Source organism: Kitasatospora sp. NPDC051164 (assembly GCF_044455625.1).
Lineage (GTDB): Bacteria > Actinomycetota > Actinomycetes > Streptomycetales > Streptomycetaceae > Kitasatospora.
In genome coordinates this window covers 25,430-42,686 of record NZ_JBITFB010000050.1, presented here as the reverse complement: position 1 = coordinate 42,686, position 17,257 = coordinate 25,430, and the positions used below count along the sequence as shown (strand labels likewise).

Annotated in this window: 18 protein-coding genes; 10 read left to right on the top strand and 8 right to left on the bottom strand. The window is 70.1% G+C overall.

Annotation, left to right across the window (positions count from 1 at the left end; all coding sequences use genetic code 11):
* The 4 genes from ACIBEC_RS43295 to ACIBEC_RS43280 form a co-directional block, all read left to right on the top strand.
* On the top strand, nt 1–813 hold an 813-nt coding region (locus tag ACIBEC_RS43295), incomplete at its 5' end, for an IPT/TIG domain-containing protein (RefSeq protein ID WP_360510361.1).
* A 238-nt stretch (nt 814–1,051) separates the two neighbouring features.
* Nucleotides 1,052–2,455, top strand: coding sequence for an IPT/TIG domain-containing protein (locus tag ACIBEC_RS43290; RefSeq protein WP_396290418.1), 1,404 nt, complete (start codon nt 1,052–1,054; stop codon nt 2,453–2,455).
* Between the two features lie 32 nt (nt 2,456–2,487).
* Nucleotides 2,488–2,643, top strand: coding sequence for an IPT/TIG domain-containing protein (locus ACIBEC_RS43285; RefSeq protein ID WP_360507889.1), 156 nt, complete (start codon nt 2,488–2,490; stop codon nt 2,641–2,643).
* Nucleotides 2,644–2,773: 130 nt separating this feature from the next.
* Nucleotides 2,774–2,920 carry a hypothetical protein gene (locus tag ACIBEC_RS43280; protein ID WP_360507886.1) on the top strand — a complete coding sequence of 49 codons (147 nt, stop codon included), beginning with the start codon at nt 2,774–2,776 and terminating at the stop codon, nt 2,918–2,920.
* 342 nt (nt 2,921–3,262) lie between these two features.
* On the opposite strand, the gene ACIBEC_RS43275 is transcribed toward ACIBEC_RS43280, so the two are convergent.
* The 4 genes from ACIBEC_RS43275 to ACIBEC_RS43260 form a co-directional block, all read right to left on the bottom strand.
* Nucleotides 3,263–3,496 (bottom strand): hypothetical protein, encoded by a 234-nt coding sequence (locus tag ACIBEC_RS43275; protein ID WP_360507883.1) that lies wholly within the window; start codon nt 3,494–3,496, stop codon nt 3,263–3,265.
* Nucleotides 3,497–3,530: 34 nt separating this feature from the next.
* Nucleotides 3,531–3,839 (bottom strand): hypothetical protein, encoded by a 309-nt coding sequence (locus tag ACIBEC_RS43270; RefSeq protein WP_360507881.1) that lies wholly within the window; start codon nt 3,837–3,839, stop codon nt 3,531–3,533.
* A gap of 55 nt (nt 3,840–3,894) precedes the next feature.
* Nucleotides 3,895–4,470: a transposase family protein gene (locus ACIBEC_RS43265; protein ID WP_360507878.1), complete on the bottom strand. Its 576-nt coding sequence runs from the start codon at nt 4,468–4,470 to the stop codon at nt 3,895–3,897.
* 358 nt (nt 4,471–4,828) lie between these two features.
* Nucleotides 4,829–5,719: an NmrA/HSCARG family protein gene (locus tag ACIBEC_RS43260; RefSeq protein ID WP_360507901.1), complete on the bottom strand. Its 891-nt coding sequence runs from the start codon at nt 5,717–5,719 to the stop codon at nt 4,829–4,831.
* Between the two features lie 140 nt (nt 5,720–5,859).
* Between ACIBEC_RS43260 and ACIBEC_RS43255 the strand changes: the two genes are divergently transcribed.
* Nucleotides 5,860–6,645, top strand: a complete 786-nt coding sequence (locus tag ACIBEC_RS43255) for a helix-turn-helix transcriptional regulator (protein WP_360507875.1) — start codon at nt 5,860–5,862, stop codon at nt 6,643–6,645.
* Between the two features lie 98 nt (nt 6,646–6,743).
* Here ACIBEC_RS43255 and ACIBEC_RS43250 read toward each other — a convergent pair whose 3' ends face one another.
* The 3 genes from ACIBEC_RS43250 to ACIBEC_RS43240 all read right to left on the bottom strand — a co-directional run bounded on the left by ACIBEC_RS43250 (nt 6,744) and on the right by ACIBEC_RS43240 (nt 8,797).
* Nucleotides 6,744–8,231, bottom strand: a complete 1,488-nt coding sequence (locus ACIBEC_RS43250; RefSeq protein WP_360507872.1) for a transposase — start codon at nt 8,229–8,231, stop codon at nt 6,744–6,746.
* Complete coding sequence (locus ACIBEC_RS43245; RefSeq protein ID WP_360507898.1) at nt 8,185–8,433, bottom strand: transposase; 249 nt, start codon at nt 8,431–8,433, stop codon at nt 8,185–8,187. The genes ACIBEC_RS43250 and ACIBEC_RS43245 overlap by 47 nt, the downstream gene beginning before the upstream one ends.
* A 151-nt stretch (nt 8,434–8,584) precedes the next feature.
* Nucleotides 8,585–8,797, bottom strand: coding sequence for a hypothetical protein (locus tag ACIBEC_RS43240; protein ID WP_396290415.1), 213 nt, complete (start codon nt 8,795–8,797; stop codon nt 8,585–8,587).
* A 95-nt stretch (nt 8,798–8,892) separates the two neighbouring features.
* Here ACIBEC_RS43240 and ACIBEC_RS43235 point away from each other — a divergent pair, with 95 nt between their 5' ends.
* A complete protein-coding gene (locus ACIBEC_RS43235; protein ID WP_360507868.1) occupies nt 8,893–9,186 on the top strand; it encodes a hypothetical protein in 294 nt (97 codons plus the stop codon).
* Between the two features lie 407 nt (nt 9,187–9,593).
* Here ACIBEC_RS43235 and ACIBEC_RS43230 read toward each other — a convergent pair whose 3' ends face one another.
* Complete coding sequence (locus tag ACIBEC_RS43230) at nt 9,594–10,487, bottom strand: fumarylacetoacetate hydrolase family protein (RefSeq protein ID WP_360507865.1); 894 nt, start codon at nt 10,485–10,487, stop codon at nt 9,594–9,596.
* A 138-nt stretch (nt 10,488–10,625) separates the two neighbouring features.
* Between ACIBEC_RS43230 and ACIBEC_RS43225 the strand changes: the two genes are divergently transcribed.
* The 4 genes from ACIBEC_RS43225 to ACIBEC_RS43210 all read left to right on the top strand — a co-directional run bounded on the left by ACIBEC_RS43225 (nt 10,626) and on the right by ACIBEC_RS43210 (nt 17,223).
* On the top strand, nt 10,626–11,192 hold the full coding sequence (locus ACIBEC_RS43225) for a TetR/AcrR family transcriptional regulator (protein WP_360507862.1): 567 nt from the start codon (nt 10,626–10,628) through the stop codon (nt 11,190–11,192).
* A 131-nt stretch (nt 11,193–11,323) separates the two neighbouring features.
* Nucleotides 11,324–11,839: a VOC family protein gene (locus tag ACIBEC_RS43220; RefSeq protein WP_188309925.1), complete on the top strand. Its 516-nt coding sequence runs from the start codon at nt 11,324–11,326 to the stop codon at nt 11,837–11,839.
* Complete coding sequence (locus ACIBEC_RS43215) at nt 11,836–13,524, top strand: FAD-dependent monooxygenase (RefSeq protein WP_360507859.1); 1,689 nt, start codon at nt 11,836–11,838, stop codon at nt 13,522–13,524. The genes ACIBEC_RS43220 and ACIBEC_RS43215 overlap by 4 nt, the downstream gene beginning before the upstream one ends.
* Before the next feature lie 177 nt (nt 13,525–13,701).
* Nucleotides 13,702–17,223, top strand: a complete 3,522-nt coding sequence (locus tag ACIBEC_RS43210; protein WP_360507856.1) for an indolepyruvate ferredoxin oxidoreductase family protein — start codon at nt 13,702–13,704, stop codon at nt 17,221–17,223.
* The last annotated feature ends 34 nt before the right edge of the window (nt 17,224–17,257 follow it).

The following is a 17,257-nucleotide window of genomic DNA, read 5'->3' as shown; positions in this document are numbered from 1 at the left end:
GTCACCACGGCCGGTGGTACCAGCAACGCCCTCGCCTACTCCTACGTCGCCGCATCCGTTCCGTCACTCAGTAGTCTCAGTCCGGCCTCCGGTCCCACGTCCGGGGGCAACACGGTCATCCTCAGCGGCGTCAACCTTTCCGGTGCCACCGTGGTGATGTTCGGTGCCAGCCCCGCCACCATCCTCACGGACACCGGGACACAGATCACCGTGATCGCCCCGGCCGGGCCGCCGTCGTCGGTCGGTGTCACGGTCACCACGGCCGGAGGCACCAGCAATCCACTGCCGTACTTCTACCTCGCCGCGCCCACCGTCAGCGATCTGTCCCCCCACCTCGGCCCGGCCACCGGAGGCAACACCGTCACCGTGCTCGGCAGTAACCTGACGCTCACCAGCGCCGTGACCTTCGGGGGAAGCCCGGCCACCAACATCCACGTGCTCTCCGACAACCAGCTCATCGTGACCGCTCCAGCCGGGCTCGGCACGGTCGTCGTCACCGTCACCACACCGGGCGGGACCAGCTCCGCGGCCACCGGAAATCCGTACTACACGTTCCTCGCTGCACCCGTCCTGACCAGCCTCACCCCCGCCCACGGCTCTGATCTCGGCGGCGAGGCGGTCGTGCTGGGCGGCAGCAACCTCACCTACACCGACGCGGTGACCTTCGGCGGCGTCCCGGCCTCGTTCGCGGCGATCTCCGACACCCAGGTCGTCGCGACCAGCCCGGTCGGGGCACCCGGCACGGTGAACGTCGTGGCGCACACCCCGGCCGGAAACAGCAACGCCCTGCCCTATGTCTACGACCCTTCTTGAGCCCAGCGGCTCCACGGAACGCAGCTGCGATGGATCAGAAAATTGGGAAGGGAGAGCGTCATGGTTCCGGTCATGATCAGCGTCAGCAGCACCATCCAACGCGCTCCAGCGGGAGGCACTTCGATCCCCGTCCGCTGCACCGATTTCACCGGTGCCTCGGCCGCCCGTATGGGCGGCGTCCCGGAGCCGGGGGGTTGTCATGGAGGCGAATGAGCCGCTGTTGACGGATGAGATACCAGTGGGGCACGCCCCCATCGTGGCGGCGATCACCCCGGACGGTCGGCACGTCTATGTGACCAACTTCGGGAGCAGCAGTGCCAGCGTGATCGATACGACCACCCGGAGCGTCATCGCCACGATCGGTGTGACCAGCGGGCCGTGGGGCGTCGCGGTCGCCCCGGGCGGGATGCGCGCCTATGTGGCCTGTTTCGGGTCCGACACAGTAGCGGTCATCGACACGACCACCAACCGGGTCACCGCCGGCGTCCCAGGGCTGGACAAGCCCCTCGGTCTTACGGTGTCACCCGACGGCTCCCGGCTCTACGTGGCCAGCCAGGGTGGGAACCGGGTAGATGTGATCAGCACGGCCACCAACACGCGCATCACCTCGGTACCGGTGGGCACCGGTCCGCGCAATGTGGCGGTCACACCTGACGGGACGCAGCTCTATGTCACCGAGGAAGGCGCGGACACGGTCACGGTCATCGACACCGCCGCCCTCAGCGTCACCGCGACTCTCCCCGGGTTCGTCTTCCCCCGAGGAGTGAAGCCATCACCCGACGGACAGCGCATCTACGTGACGGAGTACGGCGGCAACAGACTGGACGTCATCGACACCGCCACGCACAGCGTCGTGCACACGGTCACGGGGCTGTCCATTCCCTTCGGCGTGGCGCTCAGCCACGACGGGCTGCTGGCGTACGTGGCGTGCAACGGCGATGACAGCGTCTCCACCATCGACCTCGTCAGGAACGAGATCATAGATACGGTGCCGGGCTTCCACGCGCCGTCCTGGCTGGTGGTCACCCCGGACGACCTCGACGTCTACGTGGTCAACAACGGCAACGAGACGGTGCGCGTGCTGCCCACGGCGCCCGGTGCGTACCCCGACGTGGGGCCCCTGTCGGGTGGGACGGCGGTGAACATCATCGGGGAGGGGCTGGGCGACACCACCGCCGTCCGCCTCGGATGCGAGCCGGCCGCCTCGTTCATGGTCGTCAACGACCAGGAGATCCTGGCCATCTCGCCGCGCCTCGACACCGACGTCGAGATCGACGGCACTCTCGGGCAGCTCACCACCCGAACCGTAGGCCGCTTCTACTACCTCCCGGATTCGGTGCTGACCGGGATCAGCCCGACCTCGGGTCCGCTGAGCGGGGGCGGCACCCTGACCGTGACCGGCCGGGGCCTGGTCACCACCACATCGGTGCGCTTTGGCACCGTCGCTGTCACCCCGTCGTCCGTCCTGGACGACAAGGTCACCGTGACGGTGCCGCCCGCGCAGACAGCCGGCCCCGTGCCGGTCACCGTCGTCACGCGGAGCAACTCCTACGGACACTCCACCTTCACCTACGTGGGGCCGCCCGGCATCAGCTCCGTGACCCCGTCCTCAGGTTCGACGGCCGGCGGCGCCCGGTCCTGATCGTAGGCACCGAGCTCGCGTCCACCCAGTTGGTGACGATCAGCGGTGTCGCGGCCGCCTTCGGGATCATCTCCAACACCCGGATCGCCGCCATCACTCCCCCCGCGGCCGCCCCCGGCCCGGCGAACGTCACCGTGACGACGGCGGGCGGCACCACTACCGCGCCCGGGGCGTTCGTCTATACCTGATCGCCGGGGCCGGGCCATGCACTCCGCTCGGCCCGCCGACCTTGACAGTCGCCTGCCCCAACAGGTGGTTGCCTGGCCGGAGTGCAGGCCAGACGATCCGGCGCTGGCCGACGAGGAGCCGGCCGATCGGATGGTCCGCTGGTGGCGGCGGACCTGGCCGGGCCACTCCCGGGCCGGGTACCCGCCGGTCGCCCTGGTCGTCACCGGTGCCGAGCCGGTGGCGCTGGAGGGCCGGCAGCAGGCGGTGGCGGACCTGGCGGCCGCCGCGCCGCGCTGACGCGGGTGTGGCTGTTCGGCGGGGGGTGCGGTTTGTGGTTCGGTACGGGATTCGGCTGGGGGTTCGGTGCGTGGTGCGGTTCGGCCACCGGCCGCCGTCTCCGCTTGCCGCCTGTTTACGCAGCTCAGGGGCACTGGGGCGGCGTTCTCACCACTTCGACTTACCTTCCTTGGCCCCTTGCTGGTGGTTGTGGTGGGTGGGTTGGGGCGTTGGTCGGTGTGGTGGGTCGCTGCGCTGTGCTTCTTGTTCTCGCGTCCGGCTGGGGCCGGCCGCTCGTGGGTGTGGCGGGCTGGATGTGGGGGCCGTCCCGCGCGGGCGGGTCGGGCGGGGCCTCGCCGGCGGTCAGGTCGCAGCTGTTTCCTGGGGGGTGTCCGGGCGGGTGGCCTGCTTGAGTTCCATCTCGGCTTTGTGCCGGTTTCCCGTCTCGGCCCAGTGCGAGTGGGCGTACAGCTCGGCGCTGACGGCGGCGAACGCGAGCCGGTTCTCCTCGGTCGGGTCGGCGGCCCAGGCGGCCTCGGCGGCGTACCAGCGGCGCTGGAGTTCGAGCAGGTCAGCGGGGAATGCGGTGTCGGACACCAGTTCATCGTAGACATCGCACGGTGTTAGCGCGTCAAGCCGAGGGGGCGAATCCGCTGTTGACGATGCGGGTCCAGAGGGTGTGGTGCCAGTCGTTGGCGTCGGGAGCGGGCGCGGCGGTCAGGACCGGGTTCGGGCCTGTCTCGATGAGGTGTAGCAGGGTCCAGGCGACGCCGTAGCAGTCGTCCGGTCCGAAGCAGGCGACGAGTGCCTGGGCTTCCTCGCCGGTGACGGGCGTGGTGATGGCTTGGAGCTGCTCGACTCGCCGGTCGATCTCCTCCTCGTCGGCGTCCCAGTGGGGGAGGGGGCCGTCGGCTACGAACGCCTGCACTTCTGGTCTCATCCGCTAATGATCGACCGCTGCGGCTGGCTGGGGCATGGTGGGGTGGGTTGCCAGGTCAGATCGAGTGCGCTTTCCACTGTGGCGATGCTGGGTTCCTGGGAGCCGCCGGTGGCCGCCATCGCCGCGTTGTAATGAGGCGGGGGCCGACAAGGCCCTTGTGAAGGGCGAAGTCGTCGACGCCGAGCACCCGGACCTTCCCGGTCAGCGGGTCGGGCAATACGCGGATCAGGCGTATCAGGGCGTCCCGGCCGACCCCGTCCGACAGACACGCGGCCAGCCGGGCGCCGGCCCGGCCGCCGAGTGCGAGGGCGACGGTCTCGCGGACCTTCCGTAGCGACACGGTGCACCGCCCATAACGGAACGTCAGGCCCGGGACCTGCTCGGCGAAGGTCCGCTTCCCGCACTCGTCACTGTCACAGAAGAACCGGCGGACCCGCAGGTGAAGCACCAACTCCTGCCCGGAGACCGCGGTGTCGCTGATCCGCCGCTCGTAGCCGCTGTGGACCCGATCGGACCAGGTCCCGCAGCCTGTGCACGACGCTCCCGGTGTCCTGCCTCGGGCATGCACCCGGACCGACCGGCCCATCGATCTGACCAACTCGACGTGCAGCAGCGCGAACTGGGGGAACAAGACGGCCAGAAGATCAGCAACAGACACCCGACATGATCGCCAACCATCGAGATCCGCGGGCAGCTTTCACGGAACTGATGCTGTTGGTGATCTCCACCAGTCCCACAACAGCACCCAGGTCGCTCAGTGGTCGGAAGTGTCCGTCCGCTGCGTCATGCTCCCAGCGTGAACGAAGACGCCTTCTGGCAGCTCATCGAAGACTGCAGGCCCGCAGGACCTGACTCGGAGGCCGAACTCCACGTCCACGTCGACATTCACCAGCCGCTCCTGCCCCGGGCCGGTGCCGGCACCGGGACCTCGGACAGTTGTTGGACTTCCGGCCTGCCGTAGGCGGAAAAGGTGAACGCTCGCCGGAGGCTCAGGAACCAGCCACGTTTGCGGGCGCGGTCCAGCCGGTAGCTCGGATCCACTCGACCAGGTCCAGGGTGGCCGGCTCGATCGAGCGCACCACCGTGAGGTCCGAAGGGTCTTCCCTCGCCTTCGCGAACTCGCGGAACATCGCCTTGTCGAGGTCGTTGGGAAGCACGCTCAACGGGAGGGCCTCGTACCGTGCCGGGAGCCCGGCGTGCGCGCCGAACGCCTCGGCGATCTGGGGGCCCGTCAGCTCGTCGCCGACGAGCTCGACGACTCCGCCGGTCGCCACCGCGGTGTCGAGCAGGAGCGCGGCGGCGACCCGGCCGATGTCCCGGACCGAGATCATCTTCAGGGGGACGTCCTCCGGCAGCGGCATCCTCAGCACGATCTCCCCATGCTCCAGGCTCGGTGCCATCATGCTCGCGAAGTTCTCCATGAAGGCGGTCGCGCGAACCACCGAGGCCCTGAGGCCGGACTGCCTCAGGTGCTCCTCGATCGACTGCTTCGAGTCGTGGTGCGGCACACCCGACTCCCGGTCCGCCCCGAAGACCGAGTTGAACACGACGTGCGGGACGCCCGCCTCAACTGCCGCGTCGACGAGCGCGGTACCGATGCGGATCTCCGCCTCGACCTCTTCGAGGCTGTTCGCTTCCGGGGTCATGAAGGAGAACCCCCCGACCGTCGCCAGCGCGGCGGTCAGCGACGCCGGGTCGTCGGCCCGGACGGCCGCCAGCTCGACGCCGCGGGCGGCCAGCGCCCGAGCCCGGTCGGACTGCGGGTTGCGAACCAGAGCCCGCACCCGCGCGTTGTGGTCCAGCAGCGCGTCGACCACCGCCCCGCCCTGTTGCCCCGTCGCGCCGAAAACGGCGATCGTGCCGGTCGTCCGGGTGTTCATCGCTGCCACCGCTTCACCAGCGGTCTCAAGCTTGATCTGTTGTGACATGTCTCCACGATGCGGTCTGCGGTGCCAGGCGCACCACCGTTATCACGCCAGGATCTTCCGATAACCCGCCAGCGGCGGGTAGCCTCGATCGCGTGTCCGACCCCCGCGGCGAGCCGAGCTTCTGCACCGACGATGTGCCGTTGTCGGCGCCGCTGGCCCATGGCGCCGACGTGGCCGCGCACTTCCACGACTACGGCCAGCTCCGCTACGCCGCGCGTGGGGCCCTGGTCACAGCGACCCAGGTGGGCACCTGGGTGGCGCCGGCCAGTCGGATCATGTGGGTGCCGCCCTTCGCGGTGCACAGCAGCAAGGCGTACGGCGAGACGGACATCCGGGTGCTGTCGCTGCCTGTGACGCTGACTGGACAACTGCCGGCCGAGCCGTCGGTCTTCGTGGCGAGCGCGTTGCTGCGCGAGGCCTATCTGGCGCTGATGAGCGAGGGCGAGCCGCTGGAGAGCCCCCGTTCGCGGCTGCTGATCGACGTCGTACTCGCCGAGCTCGCCCGCGCCGCACAGGAGCCGCTGCGCCTCCCGGAGCCGAGCGACCGGCGTCTCAAGGCGGTCACCGACCTGCTCCATGCGGACCCGGCAAGCCCGGCGACGCTGGCCGAGCTGGGCCACCGCACCGGCACCGGCGAACGCACCCTGAGCCGACTGTTCGGCAGCGAGCTGTCGATGAGCTTCCGCCACTGGCGCACCCTGCTGCGCATCCAACGGGCGCTGATCGAGCTCAGCGACGGTGCCTCGGTCACCGACACGGCGATCCGGTTGGGCTGGTCGAACCCCGGCAGCTTCATCGACGCCTTCACCGAACTGGTCGGTCAGACACCGGGGGGCTACCGCTCGTCGGCTCGGTCCTCCCGCAGCTCCCATGGGTGAGAGGGGTGACTCCCTCCTTCACCACCCAGAGCGCCCGCCAGCTGACGGCGGCCGACCCAAGCGGTTCTGATCCACAGAAGTGATCCTGTTGGTGATCTTCACGAGCGACGAGTTCGAGTCCCGTCGCTCAGTTGTTGGCACAGGTGCTGGAAGCGGGTGGTTTGGCCTCGTTGAGGATCGGTTGATCTGGCGTCGTCGTGGTGCTGACTGAGGCGGATGATGTTGGTTCCGGCTGCGGTAAGGACGTGCTGGACGTGGGTCTTCGCGGTGCCGCGGTAGCGGCAGTTGCGCAAGCCGTGGGCGTGGACGGTCTCGGAGACGGTGGCCTCGCAGCCGGCCCTCATGGCGTATCGGTCCTGCCAGGGTTTGGTCTTCTGCTCTGTCCTGACGCGGTTTTGGATCTCCTGCAGGGGCTGTGGCAGGAGCAGGACGTGGCGGCCTTTGCCGTCGACGTTTCCCGTGCACTTCGGGCGGTCGTCGCAGGCCCGACAGACGGCACGGGGAAACAGCACGGACAGGCGCGGCTGTCCGTCGGCGAGGGTCGGTTTCCATGGCGGGCTGGTGGCACCGTTTGGGCAAGTAAGCGTTCGTTCCTCCCAGTTGGGGTGGAAGTCCTCCTTGTTGAAGCCCGGCAACGCCCGTGATCGAGGTGGGAGCCGGACGGGGCCAAGCAGGTCAATTCCGTACTCGGTCCTGGCCCGATGGATGGCGGCGGGGCTGGTGTATCCGCCGTCGACCAGGTGCTCGGCCGGAGCCAGGTCGCGTGCGGCGAGGTCGGAGTGGATCCGTTCCAGGGCGTCGATGTCCTGCTCGGGCGCCGGCGTGGTGGCCACGTGCACGATCACGTTCGGCAAGCCGCTGTCGCAGGTCTCGGTCTGGTGGTCCTTGTAGCCGACCCACTCGGCCTTGCCGGGCTTGTGGCTGAAGCGGGCCTGCGGATCGTGGGGAGAGATGATCTCCACCGACGACCACGGAACCCGGGCGGAGGCGGGATCGGGCCGCCCGTCGGAGGCGTCCGCGGTCGTCGAACGCCGAGGGCTGTGGCGCCGGCTCAGCCGGTCGCGAGTCTGCTTCGGGCCGCGCCAGCACAGATCACCGTGTTCGTCGTACCAGTACTGCTGGACCCAGACCTGGCGCATCACCTCGACCTTGGGCAGCCGCCGCAGCCGGGCCGGTGCGTCCGGGGCAAGGAGGGCCTGGAACAGGCGCATTCCGTCCTCACCGACCGTGAGCGCGTACTGCTTGCGCTCGCTCGTCTCCTTGGGCAGCCGGTCGTAGCGCACCGGTCGACCGTAACGGCGGGCCCACTCGTCCGTGACCAGGGCGGATATCCAGTCCTCGTCTGCTGCGGCCACCTCCTCCAGGGCCGCGCGCAGGGTCTCGCCGACCAGTTCGATCCGGTCCAGACGCCGCACCGCGGCCAGGACATGGGTGGAGTCGGTCCGCTGTCTCCCGCGCCGCTTCACCAGCCCCGTCTCGGCCAGCCGTTCCACCATCAACGTCAGCAGCCGGTCCGCCCGGTCGCCCTCGGCCATCCGGTCACGGAACTCGCTGAGCACCGAGAAGTCGAAGCCCGGATCGTCCAACTCCAGCCCCAGGCAGTAATTTCCAGTCCAGACGACACCGGACGGCCTCGGCGGCCTGACGGTCGGTGAGGTTCTGCGCGTATTGCAGCACCGACACCAGCGCCAATCGCGCCGGTGACAGGCCGCGACGTCCGTCTGCGGGATACCAATCGGCGAAATCCTCGTCCGTGAACAGCCCCTCCAAGTGATCCCGCACCCACATCGCAGCAGTGCCCCGAGGATTGCTCGCCTGTGCCATCCGCGCAGTCAGCGGCGGGATCTCCCGCCCGGACCATGAACCCATCGCCACCGCAGTCCACCCCTCTGAACAGGCCCGACCTCCAGGCCAGGACAGCAGACGAGCACTGGCGCATTCAGCCGATGGCGGCAATATCACTCTCGCCAGTGAAGATCACCAACAGCATCCGGAACTCGCGCCAGAGCCAGTCTGTCGTGTCCGCTGACAGCAGCGGGAGCAGGTACCGGATGCGCGCATTCTTACAAGCCATCTCTCCTGCTTGCCAGGACCCTTGTGCTGAAGCGCCCGACAAACGTGGAAGGTGTTTGTGCGGGCGCTTCCCGTCCAAGCCATGACGATGCGTTCCCTGCCTGAACTGCCGGTCGCCGAATGCGGGCGGGCCGGCCTTGAGGGCACGGGGCCAAACCAGAATGGGGGTTGCAGATGAAGAAGAGGCTTGCCGCAGTGGCAGCCGGGGTAGTGATCGCGTTCGGTGGGGGTGCCCTGATGGCGCCTGCGGCGGTCGCCGCACCCGCCCCCGCGGTCGAAGCCGCACTCGCGGGTGGCACCCAGTTCGACGTGGGTCCCTTCCCGGAGATCGCGACGTGCGAGGCTGCAGCCATCAGCCTGTACGCCTACTACACCAATCAGGGCTACGGAGCCGCGGCGTTTTGCTACCTCGCTGCGGGCATGCCGCCTTTCGGTGTGTACAAGGTGCGAGTCGTCCTCCGCTGGTGATCCCCAGCGCTTTCGCGGCGGTCGGTCCCAGTACTGTGCCCACCCGCACCCACCCGCACCCACCCGCTGGTGACTCACTGACGGAGCCGGACAAGCACGGATGTAGCTGGCCCCCCGCTGGCGCGCGTTCGGTGGGGGCCCACAATGAACCAGTCCCCCGGTTGGCCACGCTCCCGTCGGCCAACCGGGGGGGGTCGGTTACGCCGGCACCCCCCGTGGCGAGATCACCCACGACGTCGCCTGGCCGCTCGCGGCCCCACCAGGCCGGCACACCTGCCTGCATGCCGTCCCGCTGCCCTGACAACCCCGAGCACGCCACACCACAGCCGCAACGAGAACCGGGTCCTCCCGGGCGCTGGCGCGCGGTGCGGGACCGGGGGCCGCAGCCCGCCTGCGCCAGTGGTCCGCTACCGTCGCGCGTTCGCGCTTGCATCCTCGAGGGCGGCCACGCGGTTGCGGAGCGTGCCGATGCGTTCGACCTCGACCTCGACGACGTCGCCGGGTTGCAGATGGCGGCCGGAGAACACGCCGGCGCCGCGCGGTGTCCCGGTGAGGATCACGTCGCCGGGTTCGAGGGTCTGGTAGCGCGAGAGGAAGGAGATCAGCTCGGCCACGTCGTGGATGAAGCCCGCGGTGCGGTCGTCCTGGCGCAGTTCGCCGTTGACCAGGGTGCGCAGCCGCAGGTCGAGCGGCTGGTGGAATTCGTCGGGGGTGACCAGGCAGGGGCCGAGCGGTTTGAAGGTGTCGAAGCTCTTGGAGACGCCGATGGAGGCGGTCGGGTCGCCCGTCATCGCCCGGTGCTGGATGTCGCGGGCCGAGACGTCGTTGGCGATGGTCAGGCCGGCGAGGTGGCGCATCGCGTCCGCGGTGTCGACAGAGGTTGCGGAGCTGCCGATGACGGCGGCCACTTCGCCCTCGTAGTCGACCTGCCGGGACGCGACTGCCGGGAGGTGGATGTCGTCGCCGGGGGCGATGACCGCGGAACCGGCGACGACCTGGAAGTTCGGCTCGGTGGGCAGGGTGATGTCGGCCCGGCCCATCGCGGCGAACATCTCCAGGGCCTCCTCCGCGTGACTGTGGTAGTTCAGTCCGACGATCAGGATTTTCCCGGGCTGGGGAACGGGTGCGTGCACGCGGACCTCGTCGAGCGCGACCTGCCGGACGACCGCCGCCGTGCGAGCCGCCGCGATCCCCGGGCCGCGCAGGAGGGCGCCCAGGTCGGCGAAGGGGAGATCGAGCAGGGAGAGCTCGCCGGGGCTGTCCTCTCGGGCGATACCCAGGGCCGTGCTGTACAGGCGCATCAAAGACTCCCGCAGGTCGGGGGTGGCTTCTCTTGGATCAGAGTCAAGAGCCTTCTTGTTTCGGAGTCAAGAGCTAGTTCATCGCCCCCCCGGAGCCGCCGACGGATGGTGCGGCGGCGCCGCCTAGGCTTTGCTGTCATGCCGAGGAACCGTCAGCAGATCCCGAAAGCCGAGCGCGAGGCCGTCCTGGTCGAGAGCGCCTGGGAACTCTTCGCCGACCAGGGGTACAAGGGGACCAGCCTGGCCGAGATCGGCCGGGCGGCGGGCGTCGCGGCAAACGCCGTGCGCTGGTACTTCCCCACTAAGGACGACCTGTTCGCCGCCGCACTGGACCGCAGGTTCCTGCGCGAGCGGGAATACGTCGAGGCGGACCCCGCCATCGGGGGCGATCCGCGCCGACAGCTGGTGGCATGCCTCGTCGGTCTGGAGGCCTACCGCGGGCTGCACCGGGAGGCGTACGACCGCATGGGCGAGTCGCCGGCGCTGACCGACACCTACGCCCGCATGCAGGAGTGGCTGGAGGGTCGCCTGCTCGCGGCAGTCGCGGACCGGCTGCCCGAGGGGGCGGACGTCGCGCCGGTGGCGGATCTGGCGCACGTGCTGTTCGAGGGGCTGCTGGTCAGTACGCGAATGCTGGACCGGACGACCGGGGAGCTCGTCGACCTGCTCATGGAGGCGCTGGTGGCTGCCGCGGCGGCACGCTGAGCCGGGCCCTTGAGGGCTGCCGCGGCGGCGTGCCGAGCTACCTCTTGACTGCCATACAAGAGAACTCCTAAGTTCCTCTTGTATGGCAGCCAAGAGGGCTGCCGTGCTCCCGAGAAGGAGGTCGCCACCCCATGGCTTCTCCCGACAAGCTCGCCCATGTCGTCCTGCGCACCGGCCGCCTGCCGGTCATGACCGACTGGTACGCGAACGTCCTTGAAGGCCGGGTCGCCTTCGCCAACGAGCTCCTCGCCTTCCTGACCTACGACGACGAGCACCACCGGGTCGCGCTGATCGCCACCGGGGCGTCCGAGCGTCCGACCGAGGCACACACCGGCCTCCACCACATGGCGTTCACCTACGCGACGCTCAAGGACCTGCTCGACACCTATCGGCGGCTGAAGGGCGAGGGCATCCACCCCTTCTGGTGCATCAACCACGGGCCGACCACCTCGATGTACTTCGAGGACCCCGACGGCAACCACATCGAGCTCCAGATCGACAACTTCGCCACTGCGGAGGAACTCGACGAGTGGTTCCGCTCCGGAGCCTTCGAGGCCAATCCGATCGGGGTCGACTTCGACCCCGACGACCTGCTGCGACGCTTCGAGTCCGGCGAGTCCCCCGCCGACCTGGTCCGGCGCGCATGAACGACTTCGACACGCCCGTCGTCATCATCGGCGCCGGCCCCGTGGGCCTGGCTACCGCGCTCGTCCTCGGCCGGCACGGCGTCCGCAGCGTCGTCTGCGAACAGTTCGGCGGGATCAACCCCCACCCCAGGGCCCACGTCGTCAACACCCGGTCCATGGAACTGTTCCGGGCCTGGGGCATCGCGGACGCCGTCCGGGCGGACTCGGTGGACCCGGCGCAGGCCGGCACCATCCTGTGGAAGCAGACCCTCGCCGGGGAGTCCCTGGGCCGGATCGACTTCGCCGAAGGCCCCCGGATCCTGGAGCGGATACACGCCTCGGCCGAGCAACTCGCCTCCTGCGCACAGGACCGGGTGCAGCGGCACCTGCTGGACGCGGTCGTCGCCCAGGGAGCGGCCACCCTCCGCTACAACACCACCGTCAAGGAGGTGACCGACCACGGTGACGCCGTCGACGTCACCGTGGAGGGGGCGGACGGGCGGCAGACCCTGCGCACCCGCTGGGTCGTGGCTGCGGACGGGGCGACGGGCGGCATGCGCGACCGGCTCGGCATCGCGATGGACGGCGCCCCGGTTCTCGGCCACCAGCTGAACATCTACTTCCACGCCGACCTCTCGCCGTGGACGCACCAGGACCCCGCCCTGCTGGTCTGGCTGATCAACAGCGTCTCCCCGGGCGTGCTCATCGGCATGGACGGTGCCCGCCGGTGGACCTTCCAGCGGGCCTTCGACCCGGCCGTCGAATCGCCGCAGGACTACCCACCCGAGCGCTGCGCCCAGATCATCCGGGACGCCGTCGGAACCACCGAACTCGACGTGGACATCCGCTCCGTGGGGTCGTGGACCATGACGGCCCGGACCGCCGCGACCTACCGCCGCGGCCGGGTCCTGCTCGCCGGCGACGCGGCGCACCAGTTCCCGCCGACCGGCGGCCTCGGCATGAACAGCGGCCTCGCCGACGCGGACAACCTCGGCTGGAAGCTCGCCGCCGTACTGAACGGTCACGCCCCCGAGGCCCTGCTCGACAGCTACGAGCGGGAACGCCGCCCCATCGCCGTCGACAACGCCCGCCACAGCATGATGAACGCCATCAAGATGGCCGACGTCGGCATCGGGACCGGCACGGCCGTCGTCGCCGCGCGCCTGGAGAGCCCGGACCCGCAGGTCGCCGCGGCGGAACGCCGACGGATCGCGGAAGCCGTCCCTCTGCAGCGCCCGCACTTCGACGCGCTGAGCCAGGAGATCGGGTACGTCTACGGAGCGGCCCGGTGGGCCGACGGCGCCCTGTCCTCGGACGGCGACCGCACGCCGACCGCCGTCCGCGGGGCGCGACTTCCGCACGCCTGGGTCGAGCGCGGCGGGGAGCTGGTGTCCACCCACGACCTCCTGGTGCCGGGCTTCACCCTCTTCGCCGGGCCGGGAGGAGCCGCCTGGGCGGACGCGTTCGCGGTCGCCTTCGAGGAGTTTTTCCCCGAGGGGCCCGGGGGCGGCATGGCGCAGCGGACCGTCGTCGTCGGCGACGTCGCCAGCGCGGACGGCGCCTGCCTAGACCTGCTCGGGATCGGCGCGGACGGAGCCCTGCTGGTCCGGCCGGACGGTCATATCGCGTGGCACAGCGCCGAGGGATCGGCTCCCGTGTCGGCTCTCACCGGCCTGCTCCGCGGAGCTGAACGGCCCGCCCGGTAACGCTCCGTCAGATCCTGTCCCCGCCGGGCGGGGGCCGCGACCGCGGCTCCCACCCGGCGCTCCCTCCCCACCGCCCGGCCGCCCGCCCCCACCGGGCAAAGCCCGGCGGACCGGCAAGCGGGCCCGCGGGCCCGTACCCGCCCCGCCAACCGATGCCCCACCCGGAGGAACACAGTGGTGACCTCTCAGAACCCGACCGAGCCCCGGCCCTCGCTCCAGGACCGGTACACCCTCGAAGAAGGCAGCGTCCACCTCACCGGCATCCAGGCGCTCGCCCGGCTGCCCCTCGACATCCGCCGCGCCGACCGCCGCGCGGGCCGCAGCACCGCCGGATTCGTCTCCGGGTACGAGGGTTCGCCGCTCGCCGGATATGACATGGAACTCGCGCGCTGCCGCCCCCTCCTCGAGGAGTACGACATCGTCTTCCGCCCCGGCGTCAACGAGGAGTTGGCGGCGACGGCGGTCCAGGGCACCCAGCTCGCGGCCGAGCAGCCGGACAAGCGCGTCGACGGCATCACGGCCGTCTGGTACGGCAAGTCCCCGGGCCTGGACCGCGCCTCGGACGCCATCCGGCACAACAACCTGATGGGCACCCACCCGGCCGGCGGCGCGCTCGCCCTGGTCGGTGACGACCCCGCCGCCAAGTCGTCCACCGTCCCCGGCGCCTCCGAACTGCTCCTCGCCGACCTCGGTCTGCCCACCCTCTACCCGTCCGACCCGCAGGAGGCGCTCGACTTCGGACTGCACGGCGTGGCGATGTCCCGGGCGTCCGGTCTGTGGGTGGCGCTGAAGATCGTCACGGCGGTCGCCGACGGCTCCGGCACCGTCGACGTGAGCGCCGGCCGGATCTCGCCGGTCGAACCGGACCTCGTCATCGACGGAGTGCCGTACCGCCACACCGTCGGCTCCCGGATGGTGCAGCCGGCGCTCGGCGACCTGGAACGCACCCGGGAGGGCGCCCGTCTGGAGATCGCCCGCCGCTACGCCGCCGCCAACGGCCTCAACCGGATCACCGTCTCGGGGTCCGAGGACCGCGTCGGCATCGTCGCGGCGGGCAAGACCTTCCTCGACGTCCGTCAGGCCCTGCGCATCCTCGGACTCGACGACGCCGAACTGAACCGGCGGGGTGTGCGCCTGCTCCACCTCGGCATGATCCACCCGCTGGAACCCACGGTCGTCGAACGGTTCGCGCGAGGACTGAGCCACATCGTGGTCGTGGAGGAGAAGCGGCCGCTGATCGAGACCGCCCTCAAGGAACTGCTCTACGGGCATGGGAACCGGCCGGCCGTCTCCGGCAAGCGCGCACCCGACGGTTCGGTCCTCTTCCCGTTCGACGGAGAACTCGATCCCGACACCGTAGCCGCACGGCTCGCCCACCGGCTGAACAGCCTGGGCGACTTCCCCACCGTGCGCGCCTGGTCGGACGTCCGGCGGCCGACGGTGGCCGGGCGCCGGGCGCTTCCGCTCCTGCCCATGGCGACGCGCACCCCCTACTTCTGTTCCGGCTGCCCGCACAACCTCTCGACCAAGGCGCCCGAGGGCGCCGCCGTCGGAGCCGGGATCGGCTGCCACGCCATGGTCACGCTCATGGACCCCGCCCAGGCCGGGGACGTGATCGGCATGACACAGATGGGCGGCGAGGGCGCCCAGTGGATCGGGATGCAGCCGTTCCTCGCCCGCGACCACCTGATCCAGAACCTCGGCGACGGCACCTTCCACCACTCCGGCAGCCTCGCCATCAGGGCGGTGGTCGCGGCCGGGGTGAACGTCACCTACAAACTGCTCTACAACTCGGCGGTGGCGATGACCGGCGGGCAGCAGCCGATCGGCGTCATGCCCGTGCCCGCGATCGCACAGGAGCTGTTGGCGGAGGGCGTCGGACGCGTCATCGTCACGACCGAGGACGTCAAGCGCTACCGGCGGGTCGCGCTTCCGAAGGGCGTCGTCGTCTGGCACCGCGACCGGCTGCCCGAGGCCCAGGACGTGCTCGCCCGGACCCCCGGGGTCACCGTGCTCATCCACGACCAGGAGTGCGCGACGGAACTGCGACGCAAGCGCAAGCGCGGCCTTGCGCCCGAGCCCGCCGAGCAGGTGGTGATCAACGAGCGGGTGTGCGAGGGATGCGGCGACTGCGGACAGCAGTCGAACTGCCTCTCCGTGCAACCCGTCGACACCGAGTTCGGGCGCAAGACCCGGATCGATCAGTCCTCCTGCAACAAGGACTACGCCTGCCTGGCAGGGGACTGCCCCTCCTTCCTCACGGTCGTGCCCGCCGGCGGGAAGCGCGCCTTCACCGCCACCGCCATGCCGGACACCGCCGCCCTGCCCGATCCGGCACCTGTCGTGCCGGCGTCCCACACCGTCCGGATCACCGGCATCGGCGGTTCCGGCGTGGTCACTCTCGCGCAGATCCTCAGCACCGCGGCCTCGCTCGTGGGCCTGCACGTCCGGACCCTCGACCAGACCGGCCTGGCCCAGAAGGGCGGTGCGGTGGTCTCCGACATCAAGATCACCACGGACCGGACCGACCAGGCGGGCAAGGCGGCCCTTGAGGAGTGCGACCTCTACCTCGGCTGCGACTTGCTCGTGGCCGCGGAACCCGGAAACCTGTCAGCGACCGCCCCGGCGAGAACGGTGGCGGTCGTCTCCACCACAGAGGTCCCGACCGGACGGATGGTGATCGACCCGAACGTGACCTTCCCGCCCGCCGAACCACTCAAGGAAAGAATCCGGGCCGGGGTGAGGGACAGCGTCTTCCTGGACGCGCGGCGGCTCGCCGCCGACCTGCTGGGCGAGGACCAGTTCGCCAACCTCCTGCTGACGGGTGCGGCCTACCAGGCCGGCGGGCTGCCAATTCCGGCGCACGCCATCGAGGAGGCGATCACCCTCAACGGCGTCAAGGTCGAGGCCAACCTCAAGGCGTTCCGCCTCGGCCGCCAGGCCGTCGCCGACCCCGAAGCCTTCGCCGCCGCCCTGCCCGGGCACGCCGCTCCCGAACGGCGCCTCTCCGCCGCCGTCCGTAACGTCCTCGCGTCGGCCGGGGCCGCCCCCGGGTCGGAACTCGCCCGGCTCCTGGAAATCCGCGTCCCGGACCTCATCGCCTACCAGAACGTCGCGTACGCAACGAGGTACCTGCGCTTCGTCGAACAGGTGCGGCGAACCGAGAACGAACGCGTGCCCGGCTCGACCGCACTCGCCGAGGCCGTGGCCACGTACCTGTACAAGCTGATGGCGTACAAGGACGAGTACGAGGTGGCCCGGCTCTCCCTTGACCCCGAGGTCGAGCGGGAGGTGCGAGCCCGCTTCGGGGACGGCGCGCGAATGTCCTACCGTCTCCACCCGCCCGTGCTGCGGGCCCTAGGAATGACCCGCAAGATCGAACTCGGCCCCTGGTTCAAACCCGCCTTCCACGCCCTCGCAGCCATGCGCGCCATCCGCGGCACCCGCCTCGACCCGTTCGGAGCGGCCCGCGTGCGCCGCACCGAACGCGCCCTGGTGGTCGAGTACCGAACCACCATGGCCGAGGTCTGCCGGCTCCTCGGCGAGGACGTCCACGGCCTGGCCGTCGAGATCGCCTCACTGCCCGACACCGTGCGTGGCTACGAGGAGATCAAACTGGCCTCGGTCGCACGGTACCGGGCCCGCTCCGAGGAACTGGTCGGCCGCTTGCACTCCCTGACCGGACTGCAAAAAATCTGATCATTGGCGCGCCAGCGCGCCGGAGACTGCCATG

Coding starts and splice junctions, on each gene's coding strand:
- ACIBEC_RS43280 (WP_360507886.1), top strand. CDS start 2,774: ATGGTCCGCTGGTGGCGGCGGACCTGGCCGGGCCACTCCCGGGCCGGG.
- ACIBEC_RS43270 (WP_360507881.1), bottom strand. CDS start 3,839: ATGAGACCAGAAGTGCAGGCGTTCGTAGCCGACGGCCCCCTCCCCCAC.
- ACIBEC_RS43260 (WP_360507901.1), bottom strand. CDS start 5,719: ATGAACACCCGGACGACCGGCACGATCGCCGTTTTCGGCGCGACGGGG.
- ACIBEC_RS43245 (WP_360507898.1), bottom strand. CDS start 8,433: ATGTGGGTGCGGGATCACTTGGAGGGGCTGTTCACGGACGAGGATTTC.
- ACIBEC_RS43235 (WP_360507868.1), top strand. CDS start 8,893: ATGAAGAAGAGGCTTGCCGCAGTGGCAGCCGGGGTAGTGATCGCGTTC.
- ACIBEC_RS43230 (WP_360507865.1), bottom strand. CDS start 10,487: ATGCGCCTGTACAGCACGGCCCTGGGTATCGCCCGAGAGGACAGCCCC.
- ACIBEC_RS43225 (WP_360507862.1), top strand. CDS start 10,626: ATGCCGAGGAACCGTCAGCAGATCCCGAAAGCCGAGCGCGAGGCCGTC.
- ACIBEC_RS43220 (WP_188309925.1), top strand. CDS start 11,324: ATGGCTTCTCCCGACAAGCTCGCCCATGTCGTCCTGCGCACCGGCCGC.
- ACIBEC_RS43215 (WP_360507859.1), top strand. CDS start 11,836: ATGAACGACTTCGACACGCCCGTCGTCATCATCGGCGCCGGCCCCGTG.